This window comes from Herbaspirillum sp. alder98, from assembly GCF_020179755.1.
GTDB lineage: Bacteria > Pseudomonadota > Gammaproteobacteria > Burkholderiales > Burkholderiaceae_D > Herbaspirillum.
The window spans coordinates 87,216-102,222 of record NZ_JAIUCY010000001.1 but is presented as its reverse complement, the minus strand read 5'-3'; the positions used below and the strand labels follow the sequence as shown (position 1 = coordinate 102,222).

15 protein-coding genes are annotated in these 15,007 nt (G+C 62.8%); all 15 read right to left on the bottom strand.

The genetic code is table 11. The features are described 5' to 3' along the window. Positions 1–11 precede the first annotated feature (11 nt). The 15 genes from LBW87_RS00490 to fliF all read right to left on the bottom strand — a co-directional run bounded on the left by LBW87_RS00490 (position 12) and on the right by fliF (position 14,768). Positions 12–2,009, bottom strand: coding sequence for a MacB family efflux pump subunit (locus tag LBW87_RS00490; protein WP_225199482.1), 1,998 nt, complete (start codon positions 2,007–2,009; stop codon positions 12–14). Positions 2,010–2,018: 9 nt separating this feature from the next. Continuing rightward, entirely contained in the window at positions 2,019–3,227 is a 1,209-nt protein-coding gene (locus tag LBW87_RS00485) for an efflux RND transporter periplasmic adaptor subunit (protein ID WP_225199481.1), read from the bottom strand. A gap of 111 nt (positions 3,228–3,338) precedes the next feature. Next, positions 3,339–4,142 carry a flagellar biosynthetic protein FliR gene (gene fliR, locus LBW87_RS00480; RefSeq protein ID WP_225199480.1) on the bottom strand — a complete coding sequence of 268 codons (804 nt, stop codon included), beginning with the start codon at positions 4,140–4,142 and terminating at the stop codon, positions 3,339–3,341. Between the two features lie 54 nt (positions 4,143–4,196). Then, positions 4,197–4,466, bottom strand: coding sequence for a flagellar biosynthesis protein FliQ (gene fliQ, locus LBW87_RS00475; RefSeq protein WP_225199479.1), 270 nt, complete (start codon positions 4,464–4,466; stop codon positions 4,197–4,199). A gap of 11 nt (positions 4,467–4,477) precedes the next feature. Continuing rightward, entirely contained in the window at positions 4,478–5,284 is an 807-nt protein-coding gene (fliP, locus tag LBW87_RS00470; RefSeq protein WP_225200316.1) for a flagellar type III secretion system pore protein FliP, read from the bottom strand. Further along, positions 5,268–5,831, bottom strand: a complete 564-nt coding sequence (gene fliO / locus LBW87_RS00465) for a flagellar biosynthetic protein FliO (protein ID WP_225199478.1) — start codon at positions 5,829–5,831, stop codon at positions 5,268–5,270. The genes fliP and fliO overlap by 17 nt, the downstream gene beginning before the upstream one ends. Positions 5,832–5,850: 19 nt before the next feature. After that, positions 5,851–6,306, bottom strand: a complete 456-nt coding sequence (gene fliN / locus LBW87_RS00460; protein WP_225199477.1) for a flagellar motor switch protein FliN — start codon at positions 6,304–6,306, stop codon at positions 5,851–5,853. Positions 6,307–6,308: 2 nt separating this feature from the next. Continuing rightward, a complete protein-coding gene (gene fliM, locus LBW87_RS00455) occupies positions 6,309–7,313 on the bottom strand; it encodes a flagellar motor switch protein FliM (protein WP_225199476.1) in 1,005 nt (334 codons plus the stop codon). 22 nt (positions 7,314–7,335) lie between these two features. Further along, positions 7,336–7,851 carry a flagellar basal body-associated protein FliL gene (gene fliL, locus LBW87_RS00450; protein WP_225199475.1) on the bottom strand — a complete coding sequence of 172 codons (516 nt, stop codon included), beginning with the start codon at positions 7,849–7,851 and terminating at the stop codon, positions 7,336–7,338. 151 nt (positions 7,852–8,002) lie between these two features. Then, a complete protein-coding gene (locus tag LBW87_RS00445) occupies positions 8,003–9,256 on the bottom strand; it encodes a flagellar hook-length control protein FliK (RefSeq protein ID WP_225199474.1) in 1,254 nt (417 codons plus the stop codon). Between the two features lie 66 nt (positions 9,257–9,322). Next, positions 9,323–9,763: a flagellar export protein FliJ gene (gene fliJ / locus LBW87_RS00440; RefSeq protein WP_225199473.1), complete on the bottom strand. Its 441-nt coding sequence runs from the start codon at positions 9,761–9,763 to the stop codon at positions 9,323–9,325. A 36-nt stretch (positions 9,764–9,799) separates the two neighbouring features. Then, positions 9,800–11,206 carry a flagellar protein export ATPase FliI gene (gene fliI / locus LBW87_RS00435; protein ID WP_320442702.1) on the bottom strand — a complete coding sequence of 469 codons (1,407 nt, stop codon included), beginning with the start codon at positions 11,204–11,206 and terminating at the stop codon, positions 9,800–9,802. Between the two features lie 51 nt (positions 11,207–11,257). Then, positions 11,258–11,959, bottom strand: coding sequence for a flagellar assembly protein FliH (fliH, locus tag LBW87_RS00430; protein ID WP_225199472.1), 702 nt, complete (start codon positions 11,957–11,959; stop codon positions 11,258–11,260). 66 nt (positions 11,960–12,025) lie between these two features. Continuing rightward, entirely contained in the window at positions 12,026–13,021 is a 996-nt protein-coding gene (fliG, locus tag LBW87_RS00425) for a flagellar motor switch protein FliG (protein ID WP_008113336.1), read from the bottom strand. Continuing rightward, a complete protein-coding gene (gene fliF, locus LBW87_RS00420; RefSeq protein WP_225199471.1) occupies positions 13,014–14,768 on the bottom strand; it encodes a flagellar basal-body MS-ring/collar protein FliF in 1,755 nt (584 codons plus the stop codon). Before fliF ends, fliG begins: the two co-directional genes overlap by 8 nt. Positions 14,769–15,007: the final 239 nt, after the last annotated feature.

Here is a 15,007-nt window from a genome sequence, read left to right as displayed (position 1 = left end):
ATGCGACAGGTTCATTCGCGCGCTAGGGCGTCGACAGGGTTCAGGCGGGCCGCATTGCGCGCTGGCAGGAAGCCGAAGATTACACCGATCAGCGTGGAACAGGCAAAGGCGCTGATGATGGAGGCCGATGAATAGATCATGGTGATCTTGTCGGTGATCTGGGCGAACGCGACGCCCAGCGACAGCGCCAGCAATACCCCCAGCAGGCCGCCGGCCAGGCACACCAGCACGGCCTCGATCAGGAATTGCTGCATGATGTCGCCCTGGCGCGCTCCGACCGCCATGCGCACGCCGATCTCGCGGGTGCGCTCGGTGACCGACACCAGCATGATGTTCATGACCCCGATGCCGCCCACCACCAGCGAGATCACCGCAATCATCGACACCAGCAAGGTCATGGTGGCGGTGGCTTTTTCGATGGTCTGGCGGATGCTGTCGGTATTGAAGATATAGAAGTCGCGCGTCTTGTGGCGCAGCATCAGCAGCTTGACGATGCCCTGTTCGGCGGCTGCGCTGGAGACCTTGTCGGCCACCCGCACTGTAATGCCCTGCAGGTAGTTGTGACCCATGATGCGGCTCATGGCGGTGGTGTAGGGCACCCAGACGTTGAGCGAATCGTTGTTGCCGAAGCCGCTTTCACGCTTCTTGGTCACGCCCACGATGCGGCAGGGCACGCTGCCCAGGAAGATCACTTCGCCCAGCGGGCTGGCGGTGCCCGGAAACAGCTTGGCGCGCGTATTGGCGTCGATCACGGCTTCCTGCACATGGCGTTGCACGCTGTCGGTGCTGAAGCCTTGTCCGATGTCCATCTTGAGGCCGCGCACCCGGAAATACTGGTCGCCGACCCCGGCGATGGTGGCGGTCACGGCGATGTTGCCGTAGCGCGCCGACGACGACGTCGATACGCTGGGCGTGACGCTGTCGACGAAGTTCTGCTCGGCCAGCGCCAGCGCATCGGCCGGCGTCAGCGTGCGTATCGCGGCGGCCTTCATGTCGCCGAAGCCGGCGCCGGGGAAGATGTCGATGGTGTTGGTGCCCATCGAATTGATGTCTTCCAGGATGCGCTCGCGCGAGCCGCTGCCCAGTGCCACCACCGACACCACCGAGGCGATGCCGATGATGATGCCCAGCATGGTCAGGAAGCTGCGCAGACGGTGTGCATTCATCGCCAGCAGCGACATGCGCAACGCTTCGTTGAAGCGGTCCAGCGCGGCGCGCCAGGGTCGGGCCTGGCGCTGCGGTGTGGTGGCGCGCGTGGTGGCCGTGTGGTGGTCTGGCGCCAGGCTGGCGGGCGGCTCGTTGCGGCGGTCGGCGATGACCACGCCGTCGCGCAATTCGATGATGCGCTGGGCATGGCTGGCCACCTGCATGTCGTGGGTCACGATGATGATGGTGTGACCCTCGGCATGCAGTTCCTTGAGGATGTTGAGCACTTCCTCGCCGCTGTGGGTGTCGAGCGCGCCGGTGGGTTCGTCGGCCAGGATGACGTCGCCGCCATTCATCAATGCGCGTGCAATCGAGACGCGTTGCTGCTGGCCGCCCGACAACTGCCCCGGCCGATGATGCATGCGCTCGGCCAGGCCCAGGCGGGTCAGCAACTGGTGCGCGCGCTGGCGGCGCGCGGCCGGTTCCTTGCCGGCATAGACGGCGGGCATCTCGACGTTGCCGGTGGCGTCCAGGTCGGACAGCAGATGGTAGCGCTGGAAGATGAAGCCGAAGTGTTCGCGGCGCAATTGCGCCAGTTCGTCGGCGCTCAGTTCGCTGGTGGTGCGCCCGGCCACGCGATAACTGCCCAGCGTGGGCTGGTCGAGGCAGCCGAGAATGTTCATCAGCGTCGACTTGCCCGAACCGGAGGCGCCGACGATGGCGACCAGTTCACCGGCATGGATGTCGAGGTTGATGTCCTTGAGGACGGTGATCGATTCTTCGCCCGCCGGAAAGTCGCGCTGCAGTCCGCGCAATTCCAGCAGCGCCCCGGTGGGCGTGGATGCAATGTGGGTAGCTGTCATGGCGCGGCCTTACATCGGCGGCGGGCCACGGTGCTGGCTGCTGTCGGTGACAGTGGGCGCGCCATCACCAGTGACTACCTTTTCGCCGGCCTGCAGGCCCTCGACGATCTGCACCCGGGCATTGGTGTTGATGCCGATCTTGACGCGACGCGATGCCACGGCGCCCTGGGCGTCGATGACGCGCACCGTGTAGCTGCCGTCGGCGGCGCGCTCGCCCAATGCGGTGGAGGGTATGACGACGGCGTCACGGGCCTCGGCCAGCACGATGTTGACCTGGGTCGTCATCGAGATGCGCAGCTTGCCGTCGGGGTTGGGCAGGTCGAGCAGGCCGTTGTAGTAGATCGCGGTGGACGTCGCGCTGGTGGTGCTGGCCGAGGAGGTGGTAGAGCTGGTGTCGTCCTGCAGGATCGAATCGGGCGCCGGCTCGATCGAGCGCAGGGTGGTCTGGTAGCGGTGATCGAGGTCGCCCAGGATGGTGAAGTACACCTGCTGGCCCGGCTTGACCTTGACCACGTCGGCTTCGGAGATCTGCGCCTTGATCGTCACGGTGTCCATGCGCGCCACCTTGATGATGGTAGGCGTGGCCTGGTTGGCGTTCACCGTCTGTCCCTCTTGCGCCACGATGGCGACCACCTGGCCGTCGATGGGCGAGCTGATCTTGGTGTAACCGAGGGTGACCCGGGCCGAATCGACCGAGATCCGGCCACCGGCGATCTGTGCCTCGAGCGACTGGATGTCGGCGCGTGTGGCGTCCAGCGTGGCTTGCGCGGTTTCGAATGTCTCGCGTGAGCTGGCGTCGCCGGCCAGCATCTGCTGCTGGCGCGCAAATGCCAGTTGCGCCTGCTTTAGCGTGGCTTGCTTGGAACGCAGCTGGGCACGCAGGTTTTCCAATGCATACTCCGCCGAACGCAACGAGTTGACCTGGGTCAGCGAATCGATCTCGGCCACCAGTTGTCCCTTCTTGACGGTGTCGCCCAGCTTCACCTTGAGCGACTTGATCTGGCCCGACGCCTGGGCGCCGACGCTGACCTGCTGGTAGGCCTTGACGGTGCCGCTGGCCAGGACCGTATCCTGGATGTCGGCGCGGCTGGCCACGGCGCTCAGGTAGACCGGCGGCGGCGGAGGAGAGAGCAACTTGTAGGCGATGAACCCGGCGATGGCGATGACGACAATGGCTGAGACGAGGACTTTCGGCTTGCGAAACTGGCTGATATTCATGTGAATCAGTGTGGTAGAGCGATGGTTAAGCCGCAAGTGTGCCCCCGGCACCGCTGGCGGATCGTCAAGAATAGTAAATTAAGCGTATCCCCGCTGTAAATGCAGAACACATCATGGCCGCGGTGGCACGCCGACGGGGGGAACGCTGCCCAGCATCCGGACCATTTCGATACCTTCAGTCATGAAGTGCTGCATCGGTATCAGCATGTAGGGCAAGGAAATGCCAATGAGGATGAAGCCGGCCATCATGGTGATCGAGAAGCCGATCCCGAACAGGTTCAGTTGTGGCGCCGAGCGGGTCAGGATGCCCAGCGCCAGGTTGGTGATGAGCAGCGCGATGACCAGCGGCAATGACATCTGCAGCCCCATGCTGAAGATGCGGGCGCCCCACAGCGTGAGCTGGTGAAGACCTTCGGTGGTCATCGGGTTGGCCGATATCGGCAGCGTGTGAAAACTCTCGGCCAGCACCGCCAGCAAGACCAGGTGGCCATTGATGCTGAGGAAGACCATGGTCGCCAGCAGATTGAAGAACTGACTGACGACCGAGGTGCGGCCCTGTGTCTGGGGATCGAAGAAGGCGGCGAAGGACAAGCCCATGGTGGAGCTGGTGAATTCGCCCGCGGCCTCGACTGCGGCAAACACGATGCGTATGGCCATGCCCATCGACAGGCCGATGATCAGTTGTTGCAGCAGGATCAGCAAGCCCGTGAGCGAACTGGGATCGAGTCCTGCCGGCAGCGGCACGTCGGGCGCGATGAGCACACCGATCGCGCAGCCCAGCAACACCTTGACCAGCATCGGTACGCTGGCGCTGCCGAAGGGCGGAGCGGTCGCCAGCACGCCCAGGATGCGGGTGGTCGGCCAGATGAACATGGCGATCCACAGCTGCAGTTGCTGGCTGGTGAAGTTGAGCATCGAGGGAAGGGGCGGGCGCTGGTCGCTGGCCGGATGTTGCCGGCCAGCCGACGCTTACTGCACCATCGCCGGAATGCCGGAAAACATCAGGCGCATGTAATCGACCATGAGGGTCAGCATCCAGGGGCCGGCCAGGATCAGGGCAAGAAACACCCCGACCAGTTTGGGAATGAACGACAGGGTCTGTTCGTTGATCTGGGTAGCGGCCTGGAAGATGCTGACCACCAGGCCGATCAGCAATGCCGTCACCAGCATCGGCGCGGCCATCATCAAGGTAACTTCCATGGCCTGGCGGCCCATCGTCATGACGCTTTCGGGTGTCATTCGGTCTGCTCCTAATAAAAGCTCTGGGCCAGCGAGCCGATCAGCAACTGCCAGCCATCCACCAGTACGAACAGCATCAGCTTGAACGGCAACGAGACGATGGCCGGCGACATCATCATCATGCCCATCGCCATCAGGATACTGGCCACCACCATGTCGATGATCAGGAACGGGATGAAGATGGCGAAGCCGATCTGGAACGCAGTCTTGAGTTCGCTGGTGACGAAGGCCGGCACCAGGATGCGCAGGGAGACGTCTTCCGGACCTTGCAGGTCAGGCGTGCGCGACAACTTCACGTAGAGCGCCAGGTCGGCCTGGCGGGTCTGCTTGAGCATGAATTCCTTGAGCGGCGCGGCCCCCTTGTCGAGCGCCTCCATCATCTGGATCTTGTTCTCGGAAAACGGCTGGTAGGCCTCGGTATAGATGCGGTCGAACACCGGTCCCATCACGAAGAACGTCAGGAACAGCGCCAGGCCCAGCATTACCTGCGAGGGTGGCGTGGACTGGGTGCCCAGTGCCTGGCGCAACAGCGACAGGACAATGATGATGCGGGTGAAACAGGTCATCATCAACATCGCCGCCGGAATGAACGACAACGACGTCAACATCAGCATCGTCTGGATCGGCAGCGTATAGCTGGTGCCGCCGCCGGGGGCCGGCGTGCTGGTGAGGGCCGGGATGCCGCCCTGTTGCGCCGATGCCGCCAGCGGCAGGCACAGCAACAGCAGAATCAGGATGCGTGGGGAACCCAGGGCGGCTAACGCCCTGCGCCAGCCCGGCAACTCGCTGCCGTGCCGCAAATTATTGTGTGCTGCCATCATTGCCTGTGCGGGGGCCGGAAGAGGCGCCGCCGTTTCGTTTATCCATCGTGTGCTTGAGCCAGTTGGCGAAGGCCGGGCCGGCCGGCGGCGTCATCTGGGCCGCCACATGCTCCTGGCGCGGCATGGTCGTGAGTGCATTGACGCGGCCAGGAGCCACGCCCACCACGATCCACTGGTCGCCCACCTCGATCACCATCACCCGCTCGCGAGTGCCGACGCTGACGCCGCCGATCACCCGTGCGGCACTGGTGCCCGAGAGCGCTCGCGTGAGGCCGACGCGCTTGAGCAACCAGGCCACGGCCGCCATGACAGCCAATACCGCGATCAGTCCCAGCAGCATGGTGACTACGCTGCCGCCGGTCGACGGCAAGCTTGCGCTGGCGGTGCTGGCCGGCGCTGCGGCAGTGGTGGAAGGGGCGTTGTTGAGGGTTGCTTGCGCGTAGGCTTGATCGATCAGCAGCAGGCAACTGCTTGCCGCTGCCAGCGATCTTGTGACGCTCCGGCCGAGGCCGGAGGTGCAGGGGAGGGCAAAAAGACGCTTCATCTAATAGCAGCTGCTCCGCTCAGCGGTTGAGCTTGCGAATGCGTTCGGCGGGCGTGATGATATCGGTCAGGCGGATACCGAACTTGTCGTTGACCACCACCACTTCGCCCTGGGCGATCAGGCAGCCGTTGACCAGCACATCCATTGGCTCACCGGCCATGCCGTCCAGTTCCACCACCGAGCCCTGTGCCAGTTGCAGCAGGTTCTTGATGGCGATCTTGGTGCGCCCCAGCTCAACCGTCAGTTGCACCGGGATATCGAGGATGAAGTCGATATCGTTGGGGGTGTTGGTCTGGATGTCGGCCGAGCTCAGGTCCTTGAACACGGTGGCCGTGGCGACGGTGGCATTGATGCCGGTCTCGTCCTCCATCTGGCCTTTTTTCAACGACTCTTCGGCACTGGTTTGCTCGGCCATGGCCGCGCCCCACGGATCATCCTCCGCCGCGCCTTGACCTGCAACATTCTCATCAGCCATTACTACTCTCCTTGAAAGCTTTCCGGTGGTTCATTCTGGGTGATGGTCAGCAGCTTTTCGACACGCAGGGCGTATTGGCCATTGAGCTGGCCGTAGCTGCATTCCATCACGGGCACGCCATCGACCTGTGCATTGACGGTCGGGGTGCTCTGCAGCGGGATCACATCGCCCACCTGCATATTGAGCAGGTCCGTGAAGTTGACGCGGGCGGTGCCAAAATTGACGATCAGTTCGACCTCGGCGGTCTGGATCTGCTGTTTCATCAGTCGGATCCAGCGCTTGTCCACCTCGAGCGCTTCACCCTGCATGCTGCTGGTGAGGCGGTCGCGCACCGGCTCGATCATCGAGTAGGGCGTGCAGATGTGGATTTCACCGCTGACCGGTCCGAGTTCGATGGTGAAGGTGGTCGACACCACCACTTCGTTGGGCGTGGCGATGTTGGCGAACTGGGTGTTCATTTCCGATCGAATGAACTCGAATTCGATGGGATAGATCGGTTCCCACGACTTGGCGTAGGTCTCGAAAGTGATTTCCAGCACCCGCATGATGATGCGCTGCTCGGTCGGCGTGAATTCACGACCTTCGATACGGGTATGGAAACGGCCATCGCCGCCGAACATGTTGTCGACCAGCATGAACACGAACTGCGGGTCGAACACCACCAGCCCGATACCGCGGAAGGGCTTGATGTGGACCAGGTTCAGGTTGGTCGGCACCACCAGGTTGCGGATGAATTCGCTGTACTTGGATACCTTGACCGGACCGACCGAAATCTCGGCAGTCCGGTGAATGAAGTTGAACAGGCCGATGCGGAACAGACGAGCGAAACGCTCGTTGATGATTTCCAGCGTCGGCATGCGTCCGCGGACGATGCGCTCTTGCGTCGCAAGATTATAGGTACGTACCGTACCAGGCGCTTCTTCGACGACCTTTTCTTCGTCTTCGTCGCCCGTGACACCCTTCAGAAGGGCATCGACTTCTTCCTGTGATAGAAAGTGCTCGGCCATGGTCTGTGACTTGATTCCCTTGTTACTGCTGCTGGATCACGAACGACGTATAGAACACGTCATTGATGACAGGACCCTTGCCATTGCCGGAGAAGGGCTCGCCCAGCTGGTCGACGATTTCGTCGGTCAGCCGGCGCTTGCCTTCGCTGGTCAGCAGCTCGGAGGCCTTCTTGCTGGACAACACCATCAGCAGGCGGCTACGCACCTGCGGCATGAACAGCTTGAGCGATTCTGCCGTCGGCGCGTTCGGTACCTGCAGGGTCATTGCCACCTGCAGGTACTGGTCGCCCGTTTCCTGCTGCAGGTTGACCACGAACGGTTCGATGACCACGAAGGTCGGGGCCTTGGCCTCGACCTTTTCCTCGGCATGATCGTCGCCGCCTTTTTTCTTGCCGCCCATCATGAAGAAGGCTGCGGCGCCACCAATGACCAGCACCAGAACGGCGCCGATGATGATGAACAACATCTTCTTGCTCGACTTGGCTGGAGCTGCTTCTGCTTCGGCTCCCTTGGCGGGGGCTTTTCCTTTCGTGGCCATCTACTTCTTCCTTTCAGTTCGTCAGCGCGTAGTGCTTATTGCTTTGATGTGATGCTTATCGGCAAAGAATTCTTGTTGTTGAGTCCGGCGCGGACGATAAATCGAATCCCCGGTATTGCGGCATGGCCCGAAGCCTTATCTGGCGAGCCGATCAGGCAAACGTGTCGACCAGGCCCAGGCCGCCGCTGGCGGTGATCGGCGTGGTCACGGCGACCACTTCACCCTCACCGTCGTCACCGAACGAACGGCCCGACGATGATCGATTGGCTTGCTGGCCTTGCCCCTGATTCTGGTTGGGCGTGCCGGTATTGACGGTGGCCTGGCCAAGCTGGATGCCGGCCTGTTCCATCATTTCACGCAGGCGCGGCATGGCCTGCTCAAGCGCTTGCTTGACCTCCGGCTGGGCCGTGGTGAAGGTGGCGTCGGCGTGCGAATTGTTGACGCTCAGCACGACCTGCAGCGGGCCCAGGTCAGGCGGGTTCAGCGTCAGAGTGGCGTTCTGGATGCCGCCGCTGACCATCCAGGTGACCTTCTGGCCGACGGCCTGGTCCCAGCCAGCACTGCCCACATTGGGCAGGATCTTGTCGATATGTGCGCCAAACGCTGCCTGTGACTGCGTGGCGGCCAATGTCTGTTGCATGGCGGGCAGAACGACCGGCGTGGCGGCGACCGGCGCGGCTTCCTGGCGCAGGTTGATGGCTTCGGTTGCAGTCTTGGCGCCCTGGGCACGCGCGGCGAGGGCGGCCAGGTCATCCGTGGGGGCAGCTGTCTTGGCATCGGCACCCAGCTCGGCTGGCGATTTGTCGCCCGGCTTGGCTGCGCGCGCGGCGTCCAGCTGGTTCTGCTGCGCCAGGTCGGGCGTGGCTTCCTTCTTGCTGCCGTTGGCGGCAACGCTGTCTTGCAATGCGGCGAAATCGGTTTTCTTGCCGCGACCTTCGGCCACCGGCTGATCTTCACCCTGCAGCGACAGCTTGGGGCCGCCGCGCTTGGCCTGCGCCAGCAGATCGGCCTCGGTGCTTTCGCCTTTCTCGTCGCTCACCGGCTTGACCGCGTTCTGTTCGAGATTGGCCACCAGCGCCAGCAACTGGGCAGATGCCGCGGTGTCGGTGTCGTCGTCCTGATCGTGGTCGTCATCTTTCTTGGCGCTGTCGGCGTCTGCCTTCTTGGTGGTCGAGGAAGCCGCACCCTGTTGCTGGGCAGCCGGTGCGGCAGGCTGTGCAGCTTCTTTCTCGGGCGCCTTCGGCTGGTCTTGCGGACGGCTCTCGGAATTGCGGCTGTTGACCTGGCTGTTGAGCACTTGCTTGAAAGGCGCCTCGGCACTGAAGCTGTCAGCCTGGTTGGCCGTGCGTGCTCCGGTGGCTTGCGAACCGGAGGCGACATTCAACAGCGGCAGGGAAGTATTCATGATGGGCGTCGGTCCAGTGGTGCGGCTCGTTGTTCGTCGGTCGTAATCGTCGGTGCTGCCAAATGCTTATCGCTTGTAGAAAAACATGCGGGCAGCATGTTCATCCATTGCCTTCTGGTCGCGCTTGTTTTCTTTCTTCAGTTCCTTGTCGCGGGCGCGCGTGGCCAGCGTGTTGTACGACATGCGCTTGCGCTCGCATGCCTGCCACGCCAGGCGCGCTTCGGCGACCCGTTGCTGGCTGCTGCGTACCACGTTTTCCTGGCCTTCGATGGCAACGTCGATCTTCTCGAGGAAGAGCTGGAAATTGCGATAGCTCAACGCCGTCAGTCCGGTCGTCAAGGTGTCCTGGAAACGTGCGGCGTAGTCGTCGCGATACTGTTGCAATATGGCAAGCTTCTGCTGCGCTTCTTCGCTGACGCGAACAGCCCGGCCGAGGCGTTTGGTCGCTTCGTCGGTCTCTTTGGTCGCCAGGTCGATCAGCGTGTCGAGTGCAGAGGGGGTAGCCATGGTATTACGATTATATTTTTGGGCGAAGGTGCTCAATCACCCGAATAGAGCGGTAAGTTGCCTCAAGCTCTCTGATACATCCGCCTGCTCGTGGATGCCTTGCTGCAAGAACGCTTCGATTCTTGGCAATAGTGCAATGGCTTCGTCCAGCACCGGGTCGGAACCGGCGGCATAAGCGCCGACGCTGATGAGGTCGCGGTTACGTTGATAGCGTGAGTACAACTGCTTCAGATGCCGTGCCCGGCGCTGATGTTCCGGGCTGGTGATGCTGTGCATGGCGCGGCTGATCGATTGCTCGATATCGATCGCGGGATAGTGTCCGGCTTCGGCCAGCTGGCGGTTCAGCACGATGTGACCATCGAGGATGGCGCGCGCGGCGTCGGCGATCGGATCCTGCTGGTCGTCGCCTTCGGTCAGCACGGTGTAGAAAGCGGTGATCGAGCCGCCGCCCTCGTCGCCGTTGCCGGCCCGTTCGACCAGTGCCGGCAGCTTGGCAAATACCGATGGCGGGTAGCCCTTGGTGGCCGGAGGTTCGCCGATGGCCAGCGCGATTTCGCGTTGCGCCATGGCGTAACGGGTCAGCGAATCCATGATCAGCAGCACATCCTTGCCCTGGTCGCGGAAATGCTCGGCAATGGCGGTGCAATAGGCTGCGCCCTGCAAGCGCATCAGCGGCGGCGTATCGGCCGGCGCGGCCACCACCACCGAACGGGCACGGCCCTCGGGACCGAGGATTTCCTCGATGAATTCCTTGACCTCGCGGCCCCGTTCGCCGATCAGGCCGACCACGATCACGTCGGCCGAGGTGTAGCGGGCCATCATGCCGAGCAGCACGCTCTTGCCCACGCCGGAGCCGGCGAACAGGCCCATGCGCTGGCCGCGGCCGACGGTCAGCATGCTGTTGATGGCGCGCACGCCGGTGTCGAGGATGTCGCGGATCGGGGCGCGTCCGAGCGGGTTGGCGGCGCGCACCGACAGCGGCGCCGAGCGTTCGGTGTGCACGGCCCCGTAGTTGTCGAGCGGCCGACCGGCGCCGTCCAGTACGCGACCGAGTAATTCGTCGCCCACCGGCAGGCGACGGCTGTGCTCGTCGCTGCGTTGCGGGGTGAAGGCAATCGGGCCGGTGCGCGGTGGCGGCTTGAGCGGCTCGACCGCAAATACGCGGGTGCCGGGAACGATGCCTTCGACATCGCTTTGTGGCATCAGGAAGAGGCGATCATCCTGGAACCCGACGACTTCTGCCTCGATCATGGTGCCATTGGGCAGCGGCACATTGCAGGGACTGCCCACCGGCAACTTCAGGCCCACCGCTTCCATCACCAGCCCGGCCACGCGCGTGATGCGCCCGGCGGTCTGGGTCGCTTCGCTCATCTCGACCAGACTGCGGCAGTTGTGCAGGTAGGCGCGCCACAGGCTGCTGTGGGAGGGCATCGGTGAATTCATGCGACGCTCCCGAAAGAAACAGCGGGCAGGGCGTTGGGCGCGGTCATGGCGTCAGTCCAGCCAGTCGAGCTTGCGCGACAGCGACTCGGCCAGGCGCTTCCAGCGCGTTTCGGCGGTGGCGTCGACGTGGTTGGTGCGGGTGGCGATGCGGCAGCCGCCGCGTGCAATCTGCGGGTCTTCCTCAATCTTCCAGCCGTGCTTGGTGAGCTCTTCGTTCATGTGCTCGCGCACCAGGGCGGCATCGTCGGGGTGCAGCGTGACGGTGGCTGGCAGTTGCAATACCGGTAACGACTGGATGGCTTCGCTGACGGTGGGCAGGATCAGCTCGGGATTGACCTTGAGCGCGGTCTTGAGCATGGCCTTGGCCAGGTCCAGTGCCAGGTCGAGCAATTCGGGCGCCATGGTCTCGCTGCACTGGGCCACTTCGGTGCCGAAGTTGCTGGCGATCTGGCGCAGGTGAGCGATGGTCTCGTTGACTTCCTTCTGGCCTTGCTGCAGACCCGCCATGTAGCCTTCGGCGCGCCCGGCTTCCAGTCCGTGCTGGCGGCCTTCGGCAAAGCCTTCCTGGCGGGCTGCTTCGCGTATGGCGTCCAGCTGTTCGGCGGTCAGTTGCGGCGGTGGCGGGGGTTCTTCGAGATCGTCCTCCTCCACCAGCTCGGGCTGAGGCGGCTCCGGCTCGGGTTCGTTGAAAGACGCCAGCTCCCAGCGCTGGTAGGGCGTCATTTCTTCCTTCGGAATGATCTTCGCACGCATTACATTAACTCCAGCTCTAACAGGCGGGCGAACACGGTGCGATGGTCGCCGCCATGACTTGCGTCATCAGACGAAGGCATCCTCGCCCTTGGCGCCCAGCACGATCTGGCCTTCGTCGGCCAGACGGCGCACGATCTGCAGGATCGCCTTTTGTTGCGCGTCGACTTCGGACAGACGCACCGGACCCTTGGATTCCAGGTCTTCCTTCATCATCTCGGCCGCACGTTGCGACATGTTGGCGAAGATCTTGTCGCGCAGACCTTGCGATGCACCCTTGAGCGCAACGATGAGCGACTCGGACTGGACTTCGCGCAGCAGCAACTGGATGCCGCGGCCATCGATGTCGATGACGTTTTCGAAGACGAACATCTCGTCCATGATCTTCTGCGCCATGTCTTCGTCGTAGGAGCGCAGGTTGTTCATCACCGAGGTCTCGTTCTCGCCCGACATGAAGTTGAGGATCTCGGCCGCGGTACGGATACCACCCATTTGCTGCTTCTTCAGGCTTTCGTTGCCGGTCAGCAGCTTGGTCAGCACGTCGTTGAGCTCGCGCAGCGCGGCCGGTTGGACGCCGTCCAGGGTGGCAATACGAAGGATCACGTCGTTGCGCAGACGTTCCGTGAAATTGTTCATGATGCCGCAGGCGTGGTCGCGCTCGAGGTGCACCAGGATGGTGGCGATGATCTGCGGGTGTTCGTTGCGGATGAGTTCGGCCACCGATTGCGCATCCATCCACTTGAGGCTTTCGATGCCGCTGGCATCGCGCCCGCCGAGGATGCGGTTGAGCAGCGAGGTGGCCTTGTCGTCGCCCAGCGCCTTGGTCAGCACGCTGCGGATGTACTCGTCCGAATCCAGGCCCAGCGAAGAGGCCTGGCCGGTTTCGGCCACGAAGTCTTCAAGCACGGCATTGATGTCCTCGAAGCTGATGTTCTTGAGGGCGGACATGGCCGCGCCGAGCTTCTGGACTTCGCGAGGCCCGAGATACTTCATGACCTCGGCGGCTTCGTCTTCGCCCAGCGCCAGCATCAGGATGGCACCTTTCTGAACGCCGTCGTTACTCATTGTTCACCCATGTCTTAATGATGCTTGCCACCAGTTTCGGATCGTTCTTGGCCCACTGCTTGGCGGTTTCGAGATTGGCCTTGTACTGCGCGCGCTCGTCGATGGCGGGCTCGCCGGACAGGTTGACGATGGCGTCCGGATCGTCCGGATCGAACCCGGCAGCAGCTGCTGCTGCGGCGGCCTGGGCTTCGGCCTCGGCTTTTTCCTTGGCCAGGCGTTCGCGTTCTTCGCGGCCCGACAGCTTCCAGATGATCGGGCGCAACACACCGAAGTAGAGGTACAGCAGCACCGCTCCCAGCAGCACGTACTTGCCGATTTCCTTGGCCAGTTCGATCATGCCCGGTTGCTTCCAGAGCGGGACTTCCGGTTCCAGGTCGGTATTGAACTGGGTGTTGACCACGTTGAGCGAGTCGCCGCGATCCTTGTTGAAGCCCATCGCTTCGCGTACCAGGTCACTGATCTGGTTGCGCTCGGCTTCGGTCAGCGGACGCATCACGATCTTGCCGGTGTTGTCCAGCGTGCGCTTGTAGTTGACCACCACCGCGACCGTCAGGCGACGCACGCCACCGATCGGTTGCTGGGTGTAGCGTACCGTCTTGTCGACTTCGTAGTTGACGGTCTCGTCCTTGCGCGAATTGCCTTGCGAAGTGGCCGTCGGCGCTGCTCCAGGTGCCGCACCGGCCTGGCCGGTGGCATTGGCGGCCGCCGGGTTGACGATCGGCGCGGTCGCCGGGGCAGGGGGCTGATTGCTCAGCGCGCCCGGGATGCCGGAGGTGCCGGAAGACGAGTTGGAGGCTTCGCTGCTCTGCTTGCTGCGCACCGCCGCCGTGTCTTGCGTCTGGTTCGGCTTGTAGGCTTCGGAAGCCTGCTCGGTGCGGGAGAAGTCGATATCGGCGGTGGCTTCGGCACGCACGTTGCCGGTGCCCACGATCGGGGCGATGATCGATTCGACGCGCTTGACGATGTCCTGCTGCATGTCCTGGACATACTTCAGCTGGGTCGGATCGAGGGTGTTGGTCTGGGTTTGCTTGGTGGTGTCGGAGAGCAGGTTGCCGTTCTGGTCGACGATGGTGACTGCCTTCGGCGAGAGTTCAGGCACGCTGCTGGCTACCAGGTGAACGATCGCGCTGACTTGCTGGCCATCGAGGAAGCGGCCGGGGTAGAGGCTCAGCACGATCGAAGCAGTCGGTTTTTGCTGGTCGCGCACGAACACCGATGCCTTGGGCAACGCCAGGTGCACGCGGGCCGATTGCACGGACGAGAGGGATTGCACCGAACGCGCCAGTTCGCCTTCGAGGGCACGCTGGAAGTTGACCTGCTCAAGGAACTGCGAGACGCCCAGCTTCTGGTTTTCCATCACCTCGAAGCCGACATTGCCACCCTTGGGCAAGCCTTGCGAGGCCAGTTTCAGGCGTGCGTCATGCACCATGTTTTCAGGCACCAGGATGGCCGAGCCGCCGTCCGAATACTTGTAGGGCACGTTCATGGTCTGCAACGAGGCCACGATGGCGCCGCCGTCGCGGTCGTTGAAGTTGGAGAACAGCACCCGGTATTCGATCTTCTGGCTCCACATCCAGATGCCGATCATCAGCGCCACGGTGGCGGCGGCTGCGATGATGAGCAGGATGCGCTTGCCTTGCGGCGAGCGGGCGTAGCCCATCACGCCTGGCTGAGGCGAGCCCTGGCCTGATCCGTCGTCCGGATTATTGGTGTCGCTGGTCATCGTACCGTCGGCTGCTACCGCCATGATTTGTCCTTTGGCGCGCCCTCGGTTGCCGGCTTGATAATGACTTTGTCCACTGCTTACCTGCCCTCGAATAGGTTTTTTGCTCAGTGTGGATTGTCCTTGCGGCGAGGGAATTTGATCGCCCGAACAGAACTGAAAATTACCCGCTTATTGTTGCGAGATGTAAATGCAATCATGCTAAGGTGCTGATCTATAAGGAATTACTGCGTGTGGGCGCGTTGCAAGCGCGCCGAAAGCTG